Below are 19797 nucleotides of genomic sequence, written 5' to 3' on the forward strand. Positions count from 1 at the left end.
TCAAAAGATGGCGTTCTTATGGGTACGAACCTACACGGCACCAGTCGTTCCCAGACATTAGCAGTGCATCTGTCCTACCGCCACGCTGGCCCCCGTCTGACTTGTCGGCTAGCATCGCCCTTTTGCCAGAACCGGACCGCCGACCATGAAAATCGTCTCCTTCAATATCAACGGGCTGCGGGCCCGCCCTCATCAGCTGGCGGCGCTGATTGAAAAACATCAACCGGACGTAATCGGCCTGCAGGAAACCAAGGTTCACGACGACCAGTTCCCTCTCGCTGAAGTGCAAGCCCTGGGCTATCACGTGTATTACCACGGCCAGAAAGGCCACTACGGCGTGGCCCTGCTCTCGCGCCAGGAAGCATTGAGCGTGCACAAAGGCTTTGCCAGCGATGAAGAAGACGCCCAGCGCCGCTTTATCTGGGGCACCTTCGCCGATGAGAACGGCCACCCGGTCACGATCATGAACGGCTACTTCCCCCAAGGCGAAAGCCGCGACCATCCCACCAAGTTTCCGGCCAAGCAGCGCTTCTACGAAGACCTGCAGCAGTTGCTGGAAAGCCAGTTCAGCAACGACCAGGCGCTGGTGGTGATGGGCGACGTGAATATCTCGCCGCAAGACTGCGACATCGGCATCGGCGCCGACAACGCCAAGCGTTGGCTCAAGACCGGCAAATGCAGCTTCCTGCCGGAAGAACGCGAGTGGATGGAGCGCCTTAAAAGCTGGGGCCTGGTGGACAGTTTCCGGCACCTTTACCCGGACGTGACCGACCGTTTCAGCTGGTTCGACTACCGCAGCCGTGGGTTTGAAGATGAGCCCAAGCGCGGGCTGCGCATCGACGTGATCATGGCCTCTACCGGCCTGGTGCCACGGGTCAAGGATGCGGGCGTGGATTACGACCTGCGCGGTTTGGAAAAACCGTCGGACCATGCGCCGATCTGGCTTGAATTGAGCTGACCGGCAGTCTGGCTCGGTTAAATGGGGCGGCCTGTCAGTCATATTGATGCAACCTGACTGACTTAATCTCGCGGCACTCCCTTTGGCTTGAGAAGGTGCCGGCATGATGCTGCGCGTTCTGTTCCTGTTGTGTTGCGTATCCTCCCTCACCGCCATGGCCGCTCCCCTGCCCGTTCCCGATCAAGGCCCGGCCTTGCGCATCCAGGGTTCCAACACCATTGGCGCGGCGCTGGGCCCGGCGCTGGTCAAGGGATTGATGACCCAACAGGGTTTGCAAGGCCTCCACAGCGAGCCCAGCGACGGCACCAATGAACAGCGGGTGGTCGGCCAGACGCGCCAGGGTAAAACGGTGACCATCGAGGTCGCCGCCCATGGTTCCAGCACCGGTTTCGCCGCTCTCAAAACAGGCCGCGCCGACCTGGCTGCCTCGTCCCGTCCCATCAAGGATAGCGAACTGGTGGACCTCGAACCCGTGGGCGACCTGAAAAGCCCCGAGGCCGAGCAGGTGATTGCCATCGACGGCCTGGCCATTATCCTTAACCCGCGCAACCCGCTGAACACCTTGAACACCTGGCAACTGGCGCAGATCTTCAACGGCGAAGTCAGCACCTGGGACGCGTTGGGCGGTGTCGGCGGGCCGATTCATGTGTATGCGCGGGATGATCAGTCAGGCACCTACGACACCTTCAAGGAGCTGGTGCTGCGCCTGCGCGGTAAACCGTTGGTGGCGAGCGCCCAGCGTTTCGAGTCCAGCGAGCAGTTGTCCGACGCGGTCAGCCGCGACCCCCAGGGCATTGGCTTTATCGGCCTGCCCTACGTGCGTCAGGCCAAGGCGGTGGCGATTGTCGACGGCGACTCGCAACCGATGCTGCCGTTGAACAGCCTGATCGCCACCGAGGATTACCCGCTGTCGCGTCGTTTGTTCTTTTACCTGCCGCCATCGAACCGCAACCCATGGGCCGAGGCGCTGGTGGACTTTACCCAGAGCGCCAAAGGCCAGGCGATCGTGGCCGCCAACGGCTTTATCGCGCAGCAGGTGCAGGCCATGGCCGTGACACCGCGCCCGTCGATGCCCGACGATTACCAGGCGATTGCCCGCGATGCCCAACGCCTGAGCGTGAATTTTCGCTTCGAAGAAGGCAGCGCCAGCCTCGACAACAAGGCGCGCCAGGACCTGCAACGGGTAGTGGCGTACCTGAAGAGTCACGACAAGCTGAATAAACAGGTGACGTTGGTGGGCTTCGGCGATGCCAAGAACGACCCGCAACGGGCAGCGTTGCTGTCCAAGCTGCGTGCCATGGCGGTGCGGCGGGAGTTGGTACGCAACGGTGTAGTGCTGCGCGATATTCGAGGGTTCGGTGCGCAGATGCCGGTGGCGGCGAATACGGCGGACGAGGGACGGATCAAGAATCGACGGGTGGAGGTGTGGGTGTATTGAGGCTTGGGTGTTGTGTAGTTGGTAATGGCCTCATCGGGGGCAAGCCCCCTCCCACACTGACTGGAGGAATCCGATCAACTGTGGAAGGGGGCTTGCCCCCGATGCAGGCGCCACAGGCTTACTGCCCGCCGCGCATCAACTTCAAAGATCGTTACCACGCTCCCGCGTGGGCATGCAGCCCGTGACGCTCCGCGTCGCCTGTGCGCAGCCGCCAAGACTTGCGGCGGCTGGCGGGACGCAGAGCGTCCCAGGAGGCATTCCCACGCAGAGTGAACTGACCCCACAAAGTTGGACGATTTTCTATCTATGCCTGAGCGGCCTGAATTCTGTATTCAACAGGACTCAGGCCGTTTAGCTTCAGTCTGATACGCGAGTGATTGTAATACTGGATGTACTCGTCGATGCCTGCGTGAAGCTCATCCAGGTCGTTAAATTTTTTCAGATAAAAAAATTCGGACTTCAGTGTGCCGAAGAAACTCTCCATGGCCGCGTTGTCATAGCAGTTACCCTTGCGCGACATGCTCGGCGTAACGGAGCATTTTTTGAGAGCCCGCAGGTAAATGGGCATTCGATACTGCCAGCCCTGGTCTGAGTGCAAAACCGGTTTTTCATGCGGCTGAAGCCGCTTGAATGCACCTTTGAGCATCTTCCCGACCATATCGAACAACGGTCTTCTGGCAACCTCGTAGGAAATGATTTCGCCGTTGTACAGATCCAAAACGGGAGACAGATAAAGCTTCTGACCTCCAACTTTGAACTCTGTAACGTCGGTTACCCACTTTTGATTGGGTGACGGAGCTTCGAACTCACGCTTCAAAAGATTAGGCGCTGCCTTGCCTACCTCTCCCTTGTAGGCCCGGTATTTCTTCACCCGCACCAAGCTCTTGAGCTGAAGCTGCGCCATCAGTCGCTGAACAGTCTTGTGATTGACGAGATGACCAGCGCTCCGTACAGCAGCCGTTATGCGGCGATAGCCATACCGGCCCTTGTGCTCGTCGAACGTCGAGCGAATCTTGTCTTTCAGCTCTGCGTACTTATCAGCCGCTTGCAGCGCCTTTTGCTGATAGTAAAAGGTGCTGCGTGCCAAACCGGCAAATTTCAGCAGGCTTTCGAGAGAATGCAGCGGCCTCAGTCCTATTACGATTTGCGCTTTTTCTGCTGCGCTATTCGTTTCTTCTCCTGAACCAAGGCATCGAGCTTTTTTAGGTAGTCGTTTTCCATCCGCAACTGCTTCACCTCGGCAAGCAAATCATCGCGTGAGCGTGATTCGTCATCGGTTGAGCTGGGTTGAACAGGAGGAATGGTGGTCGGCATTTTTTTCGGACGTCCGGCTCTATTAGGCTGCTTGGTAAGGGCATCAAAACCGCCCTCATCAAAGCGGCGTTCCCAGAGGCCGATGATGTCGAACTTACGGATGTCGAACAAGGCCGCCGTCTGCCGATAGGACAGCTGTTCCTCACGCATACGGTTCAAAACAGACAGTTTGAAGTCGTTGCTATAGCGCTGCAGCTTTTTCTCTTTAAGCCCAGCAACGCCATGCACTTGATAGGCCGCGACCCACTGACGAAGGGATGAAAAGTCCACATTGTGACGGTGTGCAACATCCCTCAAACCCGCGCTACCGGAACAATAGTCCTGCACGGCTGCGAGTTTTGCTTGCTCTGTGTACTTACCCATGACGCCCCCAAAGGTTGTGTCCAACCTTTGGGGGTCAGTTCAGAGCGTGGGAACGATCATTGTGGGAGGGGGCTTGCCCCCGATGCAGGCGCCACAGGCTTACTGCCCGCCGCACATCAACTTCAAAGATCGTTCCCACGCTCCCGCGTGGGAAAGCAGCCCGTGACGCTCCGCGTCGCCTGTGCGCAGCCGCCTAGACTTGCGGCGGCTGGCGGGACGCAGAGCGTCCCAGGAGGCATTTCCACGCAGAGCGTGGGAACGATCATTGTGGAAGGGGCTTGCCCCCGATGCAGGCGCCACAGGCTTACTGCCCGCCGCGCATCAGCTCTTTAGGCACATACTTACCGATCTCGAACTTGCCGATCGCCGCGCGGTGCACTTCGTCCGGGCCGTCGGCCAGGCGCAGGGTACGTTGCATGGCGTACATGTAGGCCAGCGGGAAGTCGTTGGACACCCCGGCGCCGCCGTGGATCTGGATCGCACGGTCGATCACCTTCAGGGCCACGTTCGGCGCCACTACTTTGATCTGGGCGATTTCGCTTTTCGCCACTTTGTTACCCACGGTGTCCATCATGTAAGCCGCCTTCAGGGTCAGCAGGCGCGCCATGTCGATTTCCATGCGTGAGTCGGCGATTTTGTCGATATTGCCGCCAAGGCGTGCCAAAGGCTTGCCGAACGCGGTGCGGCTGACGGAGCGCTTGCACATCAGTTCCAGCGCGCGCTCGGCCATGCCGATCGAGCGCATGCAGTGGTGGATACGGCCAGGGCCGAGCCGACCCTGGGCAATCTCGAAGCCACGCCCTTCACCCAACAACACGTTTTCATAAGGTACGCGCACGTTGTCGAACAGCACTTCGGCATGGCCGTGGGGCGCGTCGTCGTAACCGAACACCGGCAGCGGGCGGAGGATTTTCACCCCTGGGGTGTCCACCGGTACGAGGATCATCGAGTGCTGCTGGTGACGCGGCGCGTCGGGGTTGCTCAGGCCCATAAAGATCAGGATCTTGCAGCGTGGATCGCAGGCGCCGGAGGTCCACCATTTCTTGCCGTTGATCACCCACTCGTCGCCCTGGCGTTCGGCGCGGGCGGCCATGTTGGTGGCGTCCGAGGAAGCCACATCCGGTTCGGTCATGGCGAATGCCGAGCGGATCTCGCCGCGCAGCAACGGCTCAAGCCAGCGCTGCTTCTGCTCTTGATTGGCGTAGCGCACCAGCACTTCCATATTGCCGGTATCCGGTGCCGAGCAGTTGAACGGCTCCGGCCCCAGCAGCGAACGGCCCATGATTTCCGCCAGGGGCGCATATTCGAGGTTGGTCAGGCCAGCGCCCAGTTCGGACTCGGGCAAGAACAAATTCCACAGGCCCTCGGCTTTAGCCTTGGCTTTGAGTTCTTCCATGATCGCGGTGGGCTGCCAGCGGTCGCCTTCGCTGACCTGGCGTTCAAACACCGGCTCGGCCGGGTAAACGTAAGCGTCCATGAACGCAGTGACGCGTTCACGCAGTTCCTGAACCTTGGGCGAATAGGCAAAATCCATGAGCAGCTCCCTTCTTTGAGAGGTTGTTTAGGTCATGCAATCGATGCTAGAACAGCGTTGATAATTTACCTAGCCTATTCTCGGCGTGTATTAACATTCATCACCGATATATGATCGGCGTATGAACACCTAACAATAAGAGCGCAACGAAATGAATCTGAGCAAGGTCGACCTCAACCTCTTCATCGTCTTTGACGCGATCTACACCGAAGCCAACCTGACCCGCGCCGGGCAGATTGTCGGCATCACCCAACCAGCGGTGTCCAACGCTCTGGCCCGCCTGCGCGAGACCTTCAACGACCCGCTGTTCGTGCGCACCGCCCAAGGCATGGTGCCCACGCCGATGGCGCAGAACATCATCGGCCCGGTGCGCAATGCGCTGTCGCTGCTGCGGGTGTCGGTGCAGGAAAGCCGCATCTTCAACCCGCAACAGGCGGCCAAAACCTATCGCATCAGCATGACCGACCTCACCGAAGCGGTGATCCTGCCGCCGCTGTTCCAGCGCCTGCGCCGTCTGGCGCCCACGGTGGTGATCGAGAGTTTCCTGTCCAAGCGCCGCGAAACCACCAAGGAACTGGCCGCCGGGCGCCTGGACTTTGCCGTGGACGCACCGCTCAACACCGACCCGCAGGTGCGTCACGTCAAACTGATGGAAGACCGCTACGTGTGCGCCATGCGCAAGGGCCATCCAATGGCGGGCAAGGAAAAACTGACCCTGGACGACTACTTGTCACTGACCCATATCCACATCTCCAGCCGCCGCAACGGCCTGGGCCATGTCGACCTGGCGCTGGGCAAGATGGGCATCCAACGCAAGATCGCCCTGCGCTCCCAGCATTACTTGATGGCCTCGCAAGTGCTGCAGCAGACCGACATGGTGATGACCGTACCCGAACGCTTCGCCCGACGCCATGAACTGCACTGGTTCAACTTGCCGGTCAACGATGTGCCGCCAGTGGAAACCCATTTGTACTGGCACGAAAGTACCGACCAGGACCCGGCCAACCGCTGGATGCGCGAGCAAATGATCGAGCTGTGCCAGCAGGTCACGGCCCACGAAAAGAAACTCGACAAACAACAAGCCTAGGCCCTCCTCTTGTGCAATGGACTACACAGAGGCCCTTGTGGGAGGGGGCTTGCCCCCGATGGTCCGCGCAGCGGACCTTGACGTTCACGTCAACCTGCCTTTAGCTTAGCGCCAGGACTTTCTTGAGCGCCGCCATGAGCACCACCTACAGCATTTCCGACCTCGCCCGCGAGCTCGACATCACCACCCGCGCCATCCGCTTCTATGAAGAACAGGGCCTGCTCGCCCCGGAGCGGCGTGGCCAGGAACGCATCTACAGCGCACGGGACAAAGTCAGCCTCAAGCTGATCCTGCGCGGCAAGCGCATCGGCTTTTCCCTGGCCGAGTGCCGCGAGTTGATCGAACTCTACGATCCGAGCAGCGGTAACCACATCCAACTCAACAGCATGCTGGCCAAGATCGCCGAGCGCCGTGAGCAGTTGGAACAGCAGTTACTGGATATCGAACAGATGAAGCTGGAACTGGACACCGCCGAAGAGCGCTGCACCCAGGCCCTGGCTCAAACCATGCGCCAGGCCGGCGATTAATCAAAAGGTAACCGCCATGACCCTCCCCTCCCACGTTCGCCTGGTTGAAGTCGGCCCGCGCGACGGTTTGCAGAACGAAGCACAGCCCATTAGCGTCGCGGACAAAGTCCAATTGGTGGACGCTCTCAGCGCCGCCGGTTTGAGTTATATCGAAGTCGGCAGTTTTGTCTCGCCCAAGTGGGTGCCGCAAATGGCCGGTTCGGCCGAGGTGTTCGCGCAGATCCAGCGCAAACCCGGCGTTACCTACGGCGCCCTGGCGCCGAACCTGCGCGGCTTCGAGGATGCGCTGGCTGCCGGGGTCAAGGAGGTGGCGGTGTTCGCAGCCGCGTCCGAGGCGTTTTCCCAGCGCAATATCAACTGCTCCATCAGCGAAAGCCTGGAACGATTCGCGCCGATCATGGCCGCGGCCCAGCAACATGGGGTCAGCGTGCGCGGTTACGTGTCCTGTGTATTGGGTTGCCCGTACGAAGGCGAGATCGCCGCCGAACAAGTAGCGACCGTGGCGCGGGAGTTGTATGCCATGGGCTGTTATGAAGTATCCCTGGGCGACACCATCGGCACCGGCACGGCGGGTGCGACGCGTCGACTGTTTGAAGTGGTCGGTGCGCAGGTGCCGAGGGACAAGCTGGCCGGGCATTTCCACGACACCTATGGCCAGGCCATCGCCAATGTGTACGCCGCCCTGCTGGAGGGCATCCAGGTGTTCGACAGCTCTATCGCCGGCCTGGGCGGTTGCCCGTACGCCAAGGGCGCCAGCGGTAACGTCGCCACCGAAGACGTGCTGTACCTGCTCAATGGCCTGGACATTCACACCGGGGTCGACTTGGACGCCTTGATCCTCGCAGGCCGGCAGATCAGTCAGGTGCTGGGGCGCCCCAGCGGTTCGCGGGTGGCCAAGGCGCGTAACGCTGTGTGAGTAGCACGCCTGTGACAATGTGTTACCCAAGCCCTACACATCGAGTAACACGGGAACATATTTTGTCGTATTTGCCCCCAGCTATTTCCTACATAAAAATCAAATCCTTGATTTTAAAGGTATTTTAAAAGTTGGCACGGCTTCTGCTATCTCTATGGCATAACAAGAATAAAAAGCGCCAAACCTAATAAAAATAAGACGAAACGACTCTGACATAACAAAAACAACACGGCAGAGACGCAGCTAACAGATTTTTTTGGAGAAGATGTGCTTCGCAGGGTACGGCGTGCCGAAACCCGCAACCGGACAGAGAAAAATAAAACTACCTTCAGGTAGCTGCCCACTGGTTGGATCGTTTACGAAGAAGCAGATCAGCGTTCAAAAAAATACGTTTGCTCTTGACCCCGGATGGGGGTCGCCCAAAACAGCGGTAAAGGGTAACGGTTGCCAAAAACAATAACAGACCGCCCCTCAATAATAAGAAAAGAGCACGCAACGATACGTTAAAGGGGACCTTCGGGTCCCCTTTGTGTTTTTGCGGTTGATGTTTCAGAGCTGGGTGCCGTGTTTCGCCGCGTGATTATTGAGTATTTTGCGCGTTAATAACGTTAGCCCCAGTTGTTCCTGTTGGCTTCGTAAGACGCCGAGCGCATCCATCTGCTTTTTATAAAAGCCACTGCGCATCGAGCCATCCACCAGCACCTCATCGCGGCTCACGCCCAGTACGCTGACCACCCTCTCGACCGCTTGATCCTCTGGAACACCCCCTTCCGACAATCCCCACAACTCCAACAAAGCACTGCTCTTTTCATCTATAGGCTTGATCTCGGGGGCTATCAGTGCTTCAAACTCAGCGCGGTAGTGCGTACGCAGGTACCTGTCCCAGAATGGTTGGTCAACCAAAAATGTTTCGTAATCACTGCTGACGGCTTCTGCTTTGAGTACGTCATCGAAGGCGGCGTTAATGGCCGCCGGGGTCACATTCGCCGTCCGAGCGAACAGCATCTCCCGCGACTTGACCGGTAGCTCTAGCTTGTCGGCCAACCCGATTCGATACGCCAGAATCACTTCACTCTGTTCTGTAAACGCAGCGCCTCTGGCCATCACATCCCGTTGTGCAATCTCATCGACCAACTTCAATCGAAACAGCTGTTTCGATACGTTCAGCAGTTGATCCTCGAGATACGGCCCATCTGCCAGTTCCGTAGCATTCAACACAAACAGCTCACGCTCCAGGTTCATGAACTCAAGCGTACTGCCATCACCACAGGTGGCCCTGTCATCGGCAATCTCGAACAACTTATTACGGATATTCTCGCTGTCGCTGACGGCCTTGAGCATCGCCCAGACACGCTCTCTCAATTGCGCTCGAGTGGTCGGGTTGCGGTATTCGGCCGATCGCGTGGTATCCGCCACCACGGTCAGCAATGCGCTCGACTCCGGTTCGGCCGCGAGCGAGTCCCAGAGGGTTTCACCGCGTGATCGCTCGGTTTGCTCCAACCCTTGCAACCATAAGTCTCGCCCTTCGCCAGCCGTCACATGTTCCCAGTTTGGCTGAACCACAAGGGCTTGGGGAGCGAGCCTTTGGAGTGTCTCTGCCGATAACGGATTTTCATGCAGATTGATCCGTTCAAGATGCTGGTACGCATACTCGGGCAATGTGCCGATCCGGTTCCCATGCAGATCGATCCTGGCCAGCTGCGTGAGCTGTTCCGCGCCGGCGGGGAAAGTTGTTGTTTCTGTCCCGCCCAGGTAAAGCTGATTGAGATTTCGCATTCCGCTCAGATTGGCGGTCCATCCCAAGCGGCGGTTGTCGGACAGCTTGAGGATTTTCAAACTGTGCATCCGCTCCAGACGTGCGTTCGCCTGGTCAGTCAGCCGAATATCATTTGCACTCAAGTCCAGCTTGGTCAGCCCAATGCCGTCATTGGCAAATTCCGGCAATCGGGTCAGAGCGTTCCCATTGAGTTTCAACCAGCGCAATCCGCCAAAAGACCTCAAGAACTCCATTGAATCGTCGGTCAAGCCCATACGGCTCAAACGCAGACTGCCCACGTGATCCATATTGGCGGTGATCATTGGAAGTTGCCCGATGGGCTCGTCAGCCAAATCAAGGCTGTAGCCAATGGGTGTTCCGTCCGCGGCATAGGCCTGGGCTGAGGTCCGCCGCCAGGCGGCTTTGATCGAATGGGCAACCCTGCGTCTGGCCTGGCTAAAGCCTGAACCCGGCTCAGTACTCCATTCGGTCAGCCCCGTTTCAAGCTGATCGAATTCACGCCCAAGTGCGGTCAATCTTTGCAGGACGTCAGCATCGCTGCTCTGCTCAAGGCCTAAAAAAGCTTCCACCTCTCCAAGTGCTTTGGAGGGATAGACTTTCGCTGCGGCAAGCCTGCACGCGAAGGGACGTTGGGCAGTTCCCGCAACGGGGCTCAATGGATAACCGAAACGCCCATCGGCAAGGCGCATGGGTGATTTGTAGCCGGGTTTGATCGGCTGCACACCCAACGCGCGCCGGGCCGCTGTTTGGTTCAATGGCTGACGTACAAGCTCGGCTTTGAGATCTTCAGTGCCTACCTTGAGCGTCTCCCAGTCCGTGAATCGCTCCCCGGCAGCGATCCAGAGCGCGCTGTAGAAAGCACCTGGGTCTGCCCGTGAGTACAGGGTTTTACCCGACGCATCGAAGACACTCCACTGCTTCATGTCCGTGCTCACCAGTTGAACGTGTTGGGGGGCTTCTGCGCTGCCTACGCGGTCGAGCAAGGGTCCCGTCGGGCTGTCGGCGCGCAGCTCGATGCTGACGCCTTCCAGTTTGCCGGGGATGGCTGCCAGCGTGTGCAACGCCAGCTGCGCACTGTCCATCGTCAGTTGAGTGTCAAAGTGAATAGCGGCGTTGGCCCGCAGGACGCGCACGCGTGGCAGATAAGCGCGGGCCTCTTGCGCCAGGCGCAATGGCAGGCGGGAATGTCGTGCCATTTGTTCCAGCTCACCAGCGTTGGCGTGGGCCAGGAGTTCTTCGATGACCAGTTTGGGCAAGCCGGGAAAGGTACGCTGGACCAACTGCACATTGCTGTCATCGGACCGGTTTGCAGAGGCGATGTCGCGCTCAATGATTTCACTGCGGTGTTCAGTTGCCAATCGCAGCAGACGCCGCTGGTAATTCGCGGACCTCTGGGCCTCAGACGGCACTTCGAGCGCCCGCCTCTTGAGCGAGCGTTGCAAGTGTTCCGGCAATTCGACCTCGGTCCTGCCAATTGGAAGATCAAGCGTGACGGTGTCGCGTGGAATACCCTCGTCCAGCAATTGACGCGCTTCGGCCAGGTCCATGTTTGCCAACAGCGTCGGCAATATCCGCCCGGCTCGAACGTCCGCTTCGTCCAGTCGAATCAAAGGCTTTTGCGCGTCTGTATCAGCCGATCGCCATACGACGTTGTCCGCCCCATCCACGACTGCGACCGCCTTGCTACTGGGCCACACGCCCTCGCGCATAATCAAATCCAGCTGCTGATAGCCGTCTATGCGCGTCAGTGCGTCAGGCTCCGTACTGCGCAGATGATCGAGCAATACCTGATGCCTGGCATTGGCCTCGAAGTGTCTCAAGCCCTCCCTGAACAGCGGCGCGGGTAATTGCTGATCGATATAGAGGCTACGCAGCGCTTGATCCGTGACCCCGCTCATGACCCTGAGATGCTCCAAGTCGGTATCGCTCAGGGCATCGACACTGTGCCCGATACGGCGTAACAATGTTTTGCGATCCCAGGTGAGGGGCTGTTCGAACTCATGCACCCAGGCACCGCCACCGTTATGTCGAATGCGCGGTGAATAGCGCGAAACGTTGTCTGGATGGATAAGCCGCGCATCGCTATCGGGATCGGCGATTTTGTAATGCCCGCCGTCCACGGGCAGATAGCTTTCACCTTCATGAGGGTACAACCCCCTGGCATCGGGCTTGAGCTCGACAGGCAGGGTGATCGAGTGCGTGAAAGAGCCCAGCCCGGAATCGAGCAGACGAACCTTGGCGCCCGCCAATTCGACGCGCACCAGGCGTTTGACGAACGCCGACTCCTTCGCGACCAGAAGGGCCTTGGGAATCGCCAGCCCCGCCACACCCAGCAAGACGGTGGAGAAATGCCCCCAGGCTTCTTGTACGTGCCCGTCGGACCACGCCTCGATGCCTTCGAACAGTTCATAGGACAGTTGTAAGGCGCCCACCACCAGCATGACTTCGCCAAGAACCGGGACCACCATCCCGGCCAGGTTCAGAATGTCCAGCAGCCTGTTCCCCCATAATGAGAGCCTGGCGCTGTAGACACGGTTGTCCAGGTCTTGAGTCGAAACAGCGGCGACGCTGCAGTTGGCCATGATCACGCGGATCTTCTGTAACGCGCTGTCCATCCAGACATCCCTGAATGACGGACCGTAACCGTAGTCGGCAGGACTCTGAATTCTGCTCTTGGCAGCAGGGTCGAAATCCTGGGAATGGGTGAACACGCCCGTAGGATCAAGCAATGTCTTGAGCTGGGTAAAAAACTCATCGTGCGCGGAAAGTGGCACGAACTGGCTGAAGAACGCCCGGTATTCGGCGCTGCACAACCGTGTGGTCAGGTCATCGGCAAACCAGTCGAGGCTGGGGTACGCCTTCAGTACGGAGTGCGGATCACCCGGGATGTAGACCAAGCATCGGCGAGGCAGAATCGACGCATTCCTTAAATGGGCGGCCACCGCTACGGGCCCGATGACCAGGATATTTTCCAGTATGCAGTCGCATAACGAAAACCTGGAAAACCGGATATTCTCGCCATCCAGCTGCCGGCCGCTCTGGTTGATCAGGATGTCTTTTATCAAGGCATGTCCCTCAGGCTGGATGTCCTGTTTCATCAACGCGATCTGCGCGGCCAGCTCCAATTGGTTGCGATGCGCGGTGATCATCGCGCTGTAAAGCTTGCCGGAGGCTGCACCGGGGATTGTCGAGGTGATCTGGGCATTGAGCGTGGCACGGACATGCTCGTAGTACTGCGCGCCCAGGTCCAGTTTCCTGCACAAGCGGGCAAACTCATGGGCCTTGATTCCCACAGGCAGGGACTTAACGTCGCCGGGATTGGGCAATGCCTGCGATGAACGCCGATGAAAGTTGTAGTGAGTAATCAGGTGACAGTCCCGGCAGACGGGAACCTTGGTTTCATCGTCGCTGAAGTTGCTCAACGCCGCTTCCAGAAGGCTCGCCCCTTGATAAAAGTAGAACTGCGACGCCAGTGTCGACTCGGCGCTGCGGGAAACCTCGCCGGGCAGGCGCTCACATTCCTTTTGTTCCATCTTGCGTGCATAAAAAACCCGCCTGACATCCAATCGAAGGCCGAAGGTCTTTTCGATCGCCTCGACCAGCAAGGGTTGCGCAAAGTCAGCGGCACTGTTCAACCCGATCAGCAGTTGATCCAACTGATTCAACGAGCGCCGGCTACGGCTGTGAATCGCCTTGAGCGCCTCCCTGGCTTGATCCGGCGCGCGTTTGAACCAACCCGGAATATTCAACGGCTGGAGAGCCAGTTGTGTTTTGTGGTCCGCCAGCGACTCGGTGTACCAGTCAGGCGTGTTGTCTCTGACGGTATGAAGGTGAACCTCTTGTTCGTTCTGGCCTGAAGCGGTAGCTGTCACGTGGGTAGCCCTGGTTAGCGAAATAGGTTCGCTACCCTAGGCCGCGGCCTGGATACACAGGCGGCACGCGAATATCACCCTGGGTATGGCGCAATGTGTCAGCCGCGACCCAGCGCCTCCAGGGTCATCTCACCGATGCCCTACGTCTCCTGCTTGCACACCTTTCCACTCGTCCGATTGCGGCAAATGGGCGGGTTTTCGTCTCTTTTCACCGCTCGGAACCCTGTTGTATAACCTTCTCTTCCCTATCGGGAAACGACGTACATGATTCAACCCGTCCTGCGGGCTGAAAGGTTCCGTTGAGAGCAGTTCTGCCGTCCAGCGTCTGAATGCACGTCCTTTTAATGGAGTAAAAGGAGCTGCCGATGACTACGCTACACACGTTCCACCTGCCTGAATCCATCAGCGCTACCCCTGAGGACATCGCCCTGGGCAAGGCAATGATCGAGGTCTGGCGTCGTGACGGTATTTTCCAAGTGGCCGCCACCCCCGCACAAAATCGCGCCATGCTGCAGGCCATGAAGGCCAGCCAGGGTTTTTTCAGACTGCAGCCCAGGAACAAGGCCCGTCGAATCAGCGACCTGACGTACAGCGGTTACATCGCGTCCGGCGAAGAGGTCACGGCGGGCCAGGCGGATTACTCGGAAATATTCACCGTCTGCAAGGATCTGCCCTTGGACGACGTACGGGTGAAGAACGGCTGGCCTTGCCATGGGCCCGTGCCCTGGCCGAACAAAAACTACCGCCTGCGCATGCACACCTTTATGGATGCGCTGGGCGACATTGGCGAGCGGTTGCTGACACTGGTCGCCCTGGGCCTGGAGCTTGAAGATCGCCATACGTTCACTGACCTGACCCGCGATGGCTGGCATCACCTGCGCGTGCTGCGTTTCCCTGCGGGCTCGTCGGCGACCGCCCGAGGTATCGGCGCGCATACCGACTATGGGTTGCTGGTCATTGCCGCGCAGGATGACGTGGGCGGGCTTTATATCCGCCCGCCGGTCGCCGGGGAAAAACGCAACAGGAACTGGCTGGAAAAAGAAAGCTCGGCAGGCAGGTTCGAAGACCAAGACCCTTGGACGTTTGTCCAGCCCATGCCCAGGGTCTTCACGGTGTTTCCAGGCGATCTCCTGCAGTTCATGACCGACGGCTATCTGTTGTCGACCCCACACAAGGTCAAGCTCAACACCCGCGAACGCTTCGCCCTGGCGTATTTCCATGAACCCAACTTCGAAGCGATCGCCCGGCCGGTGCGGGGCCAGACGCGGGGGTCATTCATTCACTACGGCGAACACTTCACTCGGATGTTCATGCGCTGCTACCCGGAACGGATCACCACCCGGCGCATCCTCAGGGAGAACCGGCTCGCTCACCTTGAGCTGATGAAGCGCCACGCCGACTCGGCCCCCGTCACGACGTGATCGGGGGCGAGCCGACGCACCTCAGGACTGGCGCAGCTCGTCGATGCTGATCTCGCGCATGCGAAACTTCTGGATCTTGCCGGTGACCGTCATCGGAAACTCATCGACAAACTTGAAATGCCGGGGCGTCTTGAAGTGCGCGATGCGGCCTTTGCACCAGGCTTGCAACGTCAGCGCGTCAGCCACATGGCCTGGGTGAAGCTTGACCCAGGCAACAATTTCTTCACCGTAATGTGCATCGGGAATGCCGACTACCTGCACGTCGGCCACCGCCGGGTGGGTGAAGAAAAACTCCTCCAGCTCGCGCGGGTACACGTTCTCGCCACCGCGAATGATCATGTCCTTGTTGCGCCCGGCGATGCACACGTAGCCGTGCTCGTCCATGGTCGCCAGGTCGCCGGTGTGCATCCAGCCGGCCTCGTCGATGGCCTCGCGGGTGCCTTCGGGGTTGTTCCAGTAGCCGAGCATCACGCTGTAGCCGCGGGTGCACAGTTCGCCGATTTCACCGCGCGCCACAGTGTTGCCGTCGGCGTCGACGATCTTGTTTTCCAGTTGCGGCTGGGTGCGGCCGACGGTGGTAACACGGCGCTCAAGGTCGTCATTCGGCCCGGTCTGCAAAGACACCGGGCTGGTTTCGGTCATGCCGTAAGCGATCTGCACTTCGCCCATGTGCAACTCGGCGATAACCCGGCGCATCACCTCGATGGGGCACGTGGCCCCGGCCATGATGCCGGTGCGCAGGCTGGACAGCTCGAACTCGCCTCGCCGTGGGTGATCGAGCATCGCAATAAACATGGTGGGCACGCCGTACAGGCCGGTGGCGCGTTCTTCGGCGACGGCGGTGAGGGTCAGCAGGGGGTCGAAAGCGTCGTTCGGGTAAATCATGGCCGTGCCATGGGTGATACAGCCTAGGTTGCCCATCACCATGCCGAAACAATGATAAAGCGGCACCGGGATCACCAGCCGATCCCGGGCGGTCAGGCCGAGGCTTTCACCGACCATATAGCCGTTGTTGAGAATGTTGTGATGACTGAGAGTGGCGCCTTTGGGAAAACCGGTCGTGCCGGAGGTGTACTGGATATTGACGGCTTGATCGAAATGCAGGGTGGCCTGGCGCTGGTGCAGATGTTCGGGCGGCACGCCTGTGCCGAGGTCGGCCAGTGTCGACCAGGGCGTAAAGCCTGCCGGCGGGTTGGGGTCGAGGCTGATGATGCCGCGCAGGTCGGGCTTCAATTCCTGGAGCATCGCGTGATAATCGGAACCCTTGAATGCACCGGCGCACACCAGCCATTGGCAACCGGACTGCTTGAGTACGTAGTCCAACTCACTGCTGCGGTATGCCGGGTTGATATTGACCAGAATCACTCCGAGCTTGGCGCTGGCGATCTGGCTGATCAGCCATTCGGCGCAGTTCGGCGCCCAGATGCCCACGCGGTCGCCGGTCTGCAGGCCAAGGGCGAGGAAAGCCCGCGCATGCAGGTCCACGGTGTCGGCCAGTTGTCGCCAGGTATAACGCCGCAACTGATGGCGCACCACCAGCGCTTCACCATCAGGGTAGCGCGCTACTGTCTGATCGAAGGCCTGGCCGATGGTCATGGCCAGTAAGGTCTTGTCCTGGGAGCCACGGCTGTAGCTCTGAAGCGGTTGATCCATAACGACCCCTGTTATCTTTTTTGTAGGTTGACGTAAACGTAAACTACGATTGACAGCGCCGTAACGCAAGCTTACGTTAACGTAAAGGTGAGCGCCCTCCTCCTGGCGCCCGACCCACAACAACAACGCTCACATTTAAGGTGCCTGTCCATGAGTTACCCGTCCCTGAACTTCGCCCTCGGCGAAACCATTGACATGCTGCGCGACCAGGTGCAGTCCTTCGTGGCCAAGGAGATCGCACCCCGCGCAGCGCAAATCGACAGCGACAACCTGTTCCCCGCCGACCTGTGGCGCAAATTCGGAGACATGGGCCTGCTGGGCATCACCGTGCCGGAAGAGTACGGCGGCGCCGGCCTGGGTTACCTGGCGCATGTGGTGGCCATGGAAGAAATCAGCCGTGGCTCGGCGTCGGTGGCGTTGTCCTACGGCGCCCACTCCAATCTCTGCGTGAACCAGATCAACCGCAACGGCAACCATGAGCAGAAGCTCAAATACCTGCCGCGGTTGATCAGCGGCGAACACGTCGGCGCCCTGGCCATGAGCGAGCCGAACGCCGGCTCCGACGTGGTCTCGATGAAGCTGCGCGCCGACAGACACGGCGACCATTACGTGCTCAACGGCAGCAAGACCTGGATCACCAACGGCCCCGACGCCAGCACCTATGTGATCTACGCCAAGACCGACCTGGAAAAAGGCCCTCACGGCATCACCGCGTTCATTGTCGAGCGCGATTGGAAGGGTTTCAGCCGCAGTAACAAGTTCGACAAATTGGGCATGCGCGGCTCCAACACCTGCGAGCTGTTTTTCGATGACGTCGAAGTGCCCGAAGACAACATCCTCGGCGTGCTCAACGGCGGCGTGAAAGTGCTGATGAGCGGCCTGGACTATGAACGCGTGGTGCTCTCCGGCGGCCCCACCGGGATCATGCAGGCGTGCATGGACCTGATCGTGCCGTACATCCACGACCGCAAGCAGTTCGGCCAGAGCATCGGCGAATTCCAGCTGATCCAGGGCAAGGTCGCCGACATGTACACCCAGCTCAACGCCAGCCGCGCCTACCTGTATGCCGTGGCCCAGGCCTGCGAACGCGGCGAGACCACGCGCAAGGACGCCGCCGGGGTGATCCTCTACAGCGCCGAACGCGCCACGCAAATGGCCCTGGACGCGATCCAGATTCTCGGCGGCAACGGCTACATCAACGAATTCCCGGCCGGTCGCCTGTTGCGCGACGCCAAGCTGTACGAAATCGGCGCCGGCACCAGTGAGATCCGGCGGATGCTGATCGGTCGCGAACTGTTCAACGAAACTCGCTGAGGGCACGCGCCATGGCCACCTTGCACACCCAGCTCAACCCGCGCTCGGCGGAGTTCGCCAGCAACAGCGCGGCGATGCGCCAACAGGTCGACGCCCTGCATTCCCTGCTTGCTCAGGTCCAGCAAGGCGGCGGCGCCAAGGCTCAGGAGCGGCATACCTCACGGGGCAAACTGTTACCGCGTGAACGCATCAATCGCCTGCTCGACCCCGGCTCGCCGTTTCTTGAACTCAGCCAACTCGCCGCCTATCAGGTTTACGGCGAAGACGTGCCCGCCGCCGGGGTGATCGCCGGAATCGGGCGCGTGGAAGGCGTGGAGTGCATGATCGTGGCCAACGACGCCACGGTCAAAGGCGGCTCCTACTACCCGCTGACCGTGAAAAAACACCTGCGCGCCCAGACCATCGCCGAGCAGAATCGCCTGCCGTGTATCTACTTGGTGGACTCCGGCGGCGCCAACCTGCCGCGTCAGGACGAGGTGTTTCCCGACCGCGAGCACTTTGGGCGGATCTTTTTCAACCAGGCCAATATGAGCGCCCAAGGCATCCCGCAGATCGCCGTGGTAATGGGCTCATGCACCGCCGGCGGCGCCTACGTGCCGGCCATGGCCGACGAAGCCATCATGGTGCGCCAACAGGCCACGATCTTCCTGGCCGGCCCGCCGTTGGTAAAGGCCGCCACCGGGGAAGTGGTCAGCGCCGAAGACCTTGGCGGCGCGGATGTGCATTGCAAAATCTCCGGCGTGGCCGACCACTATGCCGACAGCGATGAACACGCCCTGGCCTTGGCGCGACGCAGCGTGGCCAACCTGAATTGGCGCAAGCAGGGCCAGTTGCTGCAACGCACGCCGGTGGCGCCGTTGTACAGCGCCGAGGAGCTGTACGGCGTGATTCCGGCCGACGCCAAGCAGCCGTTCGATGTGCGTGAAGTGATAGCACGCCTGGTCGACGGCTCGGTGTTCGATGAGTTCAAGGCGCTGTTCGGCACCACGCTGGTGTGCGGTTTCGCCCACCTGCACGGCTACCCGATTGCGATCCTGGCCAACAACGGCATTCTGTTTGCCGAAGCCGCGCAAAAAGGCGCGCACTTTATCGAACTGGCTTGTCAGCGTGGGATTCCGCTGCTGTTTCTGCAGAACATCACCGGCTTTATGGTCGGCCAGAAATATGAGGCCGGCGGCATTGCCAAGCACGGCGCCAAACTGGTTACGGCAGTGGCGTGCGCCAAGGTGCCGAAATTCACCGTGATCATCGGCGGCAGCTTTGGTGCCGGTAACTACGGGATGTGTGGCCGCGCTTATGACCCACGCTTTTTGTGGATGTGGCCGAATGCACGCATCGGCGTGATGGGCGCCGAACAGGCAGCCGGGGTACTGGTGCAGGTCAAGCGCGAGCAGGCCGAACGCGCGGGCGCCGGGTTCAGCGCCGAGGAAGAAGCGGCGATCAAGCAGCCGATCCTCGACCAGTACGAAACCCAGGGGCACCCCTACTATTCCAGCGCACGCCTGTGGGATGACGGCGTTATCGACCCGTTGCAGACCCGCGACGTACTGGCCCTGGCCCTGTCCGCGGCCCTGAACGCCCCCATCGAGCCGAGCCGCTTCGGCGTGTTCCGCATGTAAATGG

Annotated in this window: 12 protein-coding genes; 8 read left to right on the forward strand and 4 right to left on the reverse strand. The window is 59.7% G+C overall.

Features of this window, described 5'->3' with window-relative positions:
- Positions 1 to 145 precede the first annotated feature (145 nt).
- Both xthA and PSH94_RS15570 read left to right on the forward strand, forming a co-directional pair.
- Complete coding sequence (gene xthA / locus PSH94_RS15565) at positions 146 to 958, forward strand: exodeoxyribonuclease III (RefSeq protein WP_181080949.1); 813 nt, start codon at positions 146 to 148, stop codon at positions 956 to 958.
- 103 nt (positions 959 to 1061) lie between these two features.
- Positions 1062 to 2396, forward strand: coding sequence for a substrate-binding domain-containing protein (locus PSH94_RS15570; RefSeq protein ID WP_181080950.1), 1335 nt, complete (start codon positions 1062 to 1064; stop codon positions 2394 to 2396).
- Between the two features lie 304 nt (positions 2397 to 2700).
- Here the strand turns inward: PSH94_RS15570 and PSH94_RS15575 are convergent.
- Positions 2701 to 4073 (reverse strand): IS3 family transposase gene (locus PSH94_RS15575; RefSeq protein ID WP_305435112.1). Its coding sequence is split into 2 segments (ribosomal slippage): positions 2701 to 3602 and positions 3602 to 4073, totalling 1374 coding nucleotides; the frame shifts between segments, so codons are not numbered across the junction.
- A gap of 304 nt (positions 4074 to 4377) precedes the next feature.
- The gene (locus PSH94_RS15580; protein WP_181080951.1) at positions 4378 to 5607 is read right to left on the reverse strand and encodes an acyl-CoA dehydrogenase; all 1230 of its coding nucleotides are present in this window, start codon (positions 5605 to 5607) and stop codon (positions 4378 to 4380) included.
- A gap of 151 nt (positions 5608 to 5758) precedes the next feature.
- Between PSH94_RS15580 and PSH94_RS15585 the strand changes: the two genes are divergently transcribed.
- The 3 genes from PSH94_RS15585 to PSH94_RS15595 all read left to right on the forward strand — a co-directional run bounded on the left by PSH94_RS15585 (position 5759) and on the right by PSH94_RS15595 (position 8137).
- Positions 5759 to 6694 (forward strand): LysR family transcriptional regulator, encoded by a 936-nt coding sequence (locus tag PSH94_RS15585; RefSeq protein ID WP_181080952.1) that lies wholly within the window; start codon positions 5759 to 5761, stop codon positions 6692 to 6694.
- Positions 6695 to 6828: 134 nt separating this feature from the next.
- Entirely contained in the window at positions 6829 to 7221 is a 393-nt protein-coding gene (locus PSH94_RS15590) for a MerR family DNA-binding transcriptional regulator (protein ID WP_034098804.1), read from the forward strand.
- Positions 7222 to 7237: 16 nt separating this feature from the next.
- Positions 7238 to 8137: a hydroxymethylglutaryl-CoA lyase gene (locus PSH94_RS15595; protein WP_253508311.1), complete on the forward strand. Its 900-nt coding sequence runs from the start codon at positions 7238 to 7240 to the stop codon at positions 8135 to 8137.
- Positions 8138 to 8686: 549 nt separating this feature from the next.
- Here the strand turns inward: PSH94_RS15595 and PSH94_RS15600 are convergent.
- Positions 8687 to 13786: an NEL-type E3 ubiquitin ligase domain-containing protein gene (locus tag PSH94_RS15600; RefSeq protein ID WP_305435160.1), complete on the reverse strand. Its 5100-nt coding sequence runs from the start codon at positions 13784 to 13786 to the stop codon at positions 8687 to 8689.
- Between the two features lie 365 nt (positions 13787 to 14151).
- Here PSH94_RS15600 and PSH94_RS15605 point away from each other — a divergent pair, with 365 nt between their 5' ends.
- Entirely contained in the window at positions 14152 to 15207 is a 1056-nt protein-coding gene (locus PSH94_RS15605; RefSeq protein ID WP_305435162.1) for a 2OG-Fe(II) oxygenase family protein, read from the forward strand.
- A gap of 21 nt (positions 15208 to 15228) precedes the next feature.
- Here the strand turns inward: PSH94_RS15605 and PSH94_RS15610 are convergent, their stop codons facing one another.
- Positions 15229 to 16860: an AMP-binding protein gene (locus PSH94_RS15610; protein WP_305435163.1), complete on the reverse strand. Its 1632-nt coding sequence runs from the start codon at positions 16858 to 16860 to the stop codon at positions 15229 to 15231.
- 150 nt (positions 16861 to 17010) lie between these two features.
- Here PSH94_RS15610 and PSH94_RS15615 point away from each other — a divergent pair, with 150 nt between their 5' ends.
- Both PSH94_RS15615 and PSH94_RS15620 read left to right on the forward strand, forming a co-directional pair.
- A complete protein-coding gene (locus tag PSH94_RS15615; protein ID WP_285428364.1) occupies positions 17011 to 18174 on the forward strand; it encodes an isovaleryl-CoA dehydrogenase in 1164 nt (387 codons plus the stop codon).
- An 11-nt stretch (positions 18175 to 18185) separates the two neighbouring features.
- Positions 18186 to 19793, forward strand: coding sequence for a carboxyl transferase domain-containing protein (locus PSH94_RS15620; RefSeq protein WP_285428365.1), 1608 nt, complete (start codon positions 18186 to 18188; stop codon positions 19791 to 19793).
- The last annotated feature ends 4 nt before the right edge of the window (positions 19794 to 19797 follow it).

Origin of the sequence: Pseudomonas sp. FP2254 (assembly GCF_030687695.1) — a bacterium.
Classification (GTDB): Bacteria; Pseudomonadota; Gammaproteobacteria; order Pseudomonadales; family Pseudomonadaceae; genus Aquipseudomonas; species Aquipseudomonas quebecensis.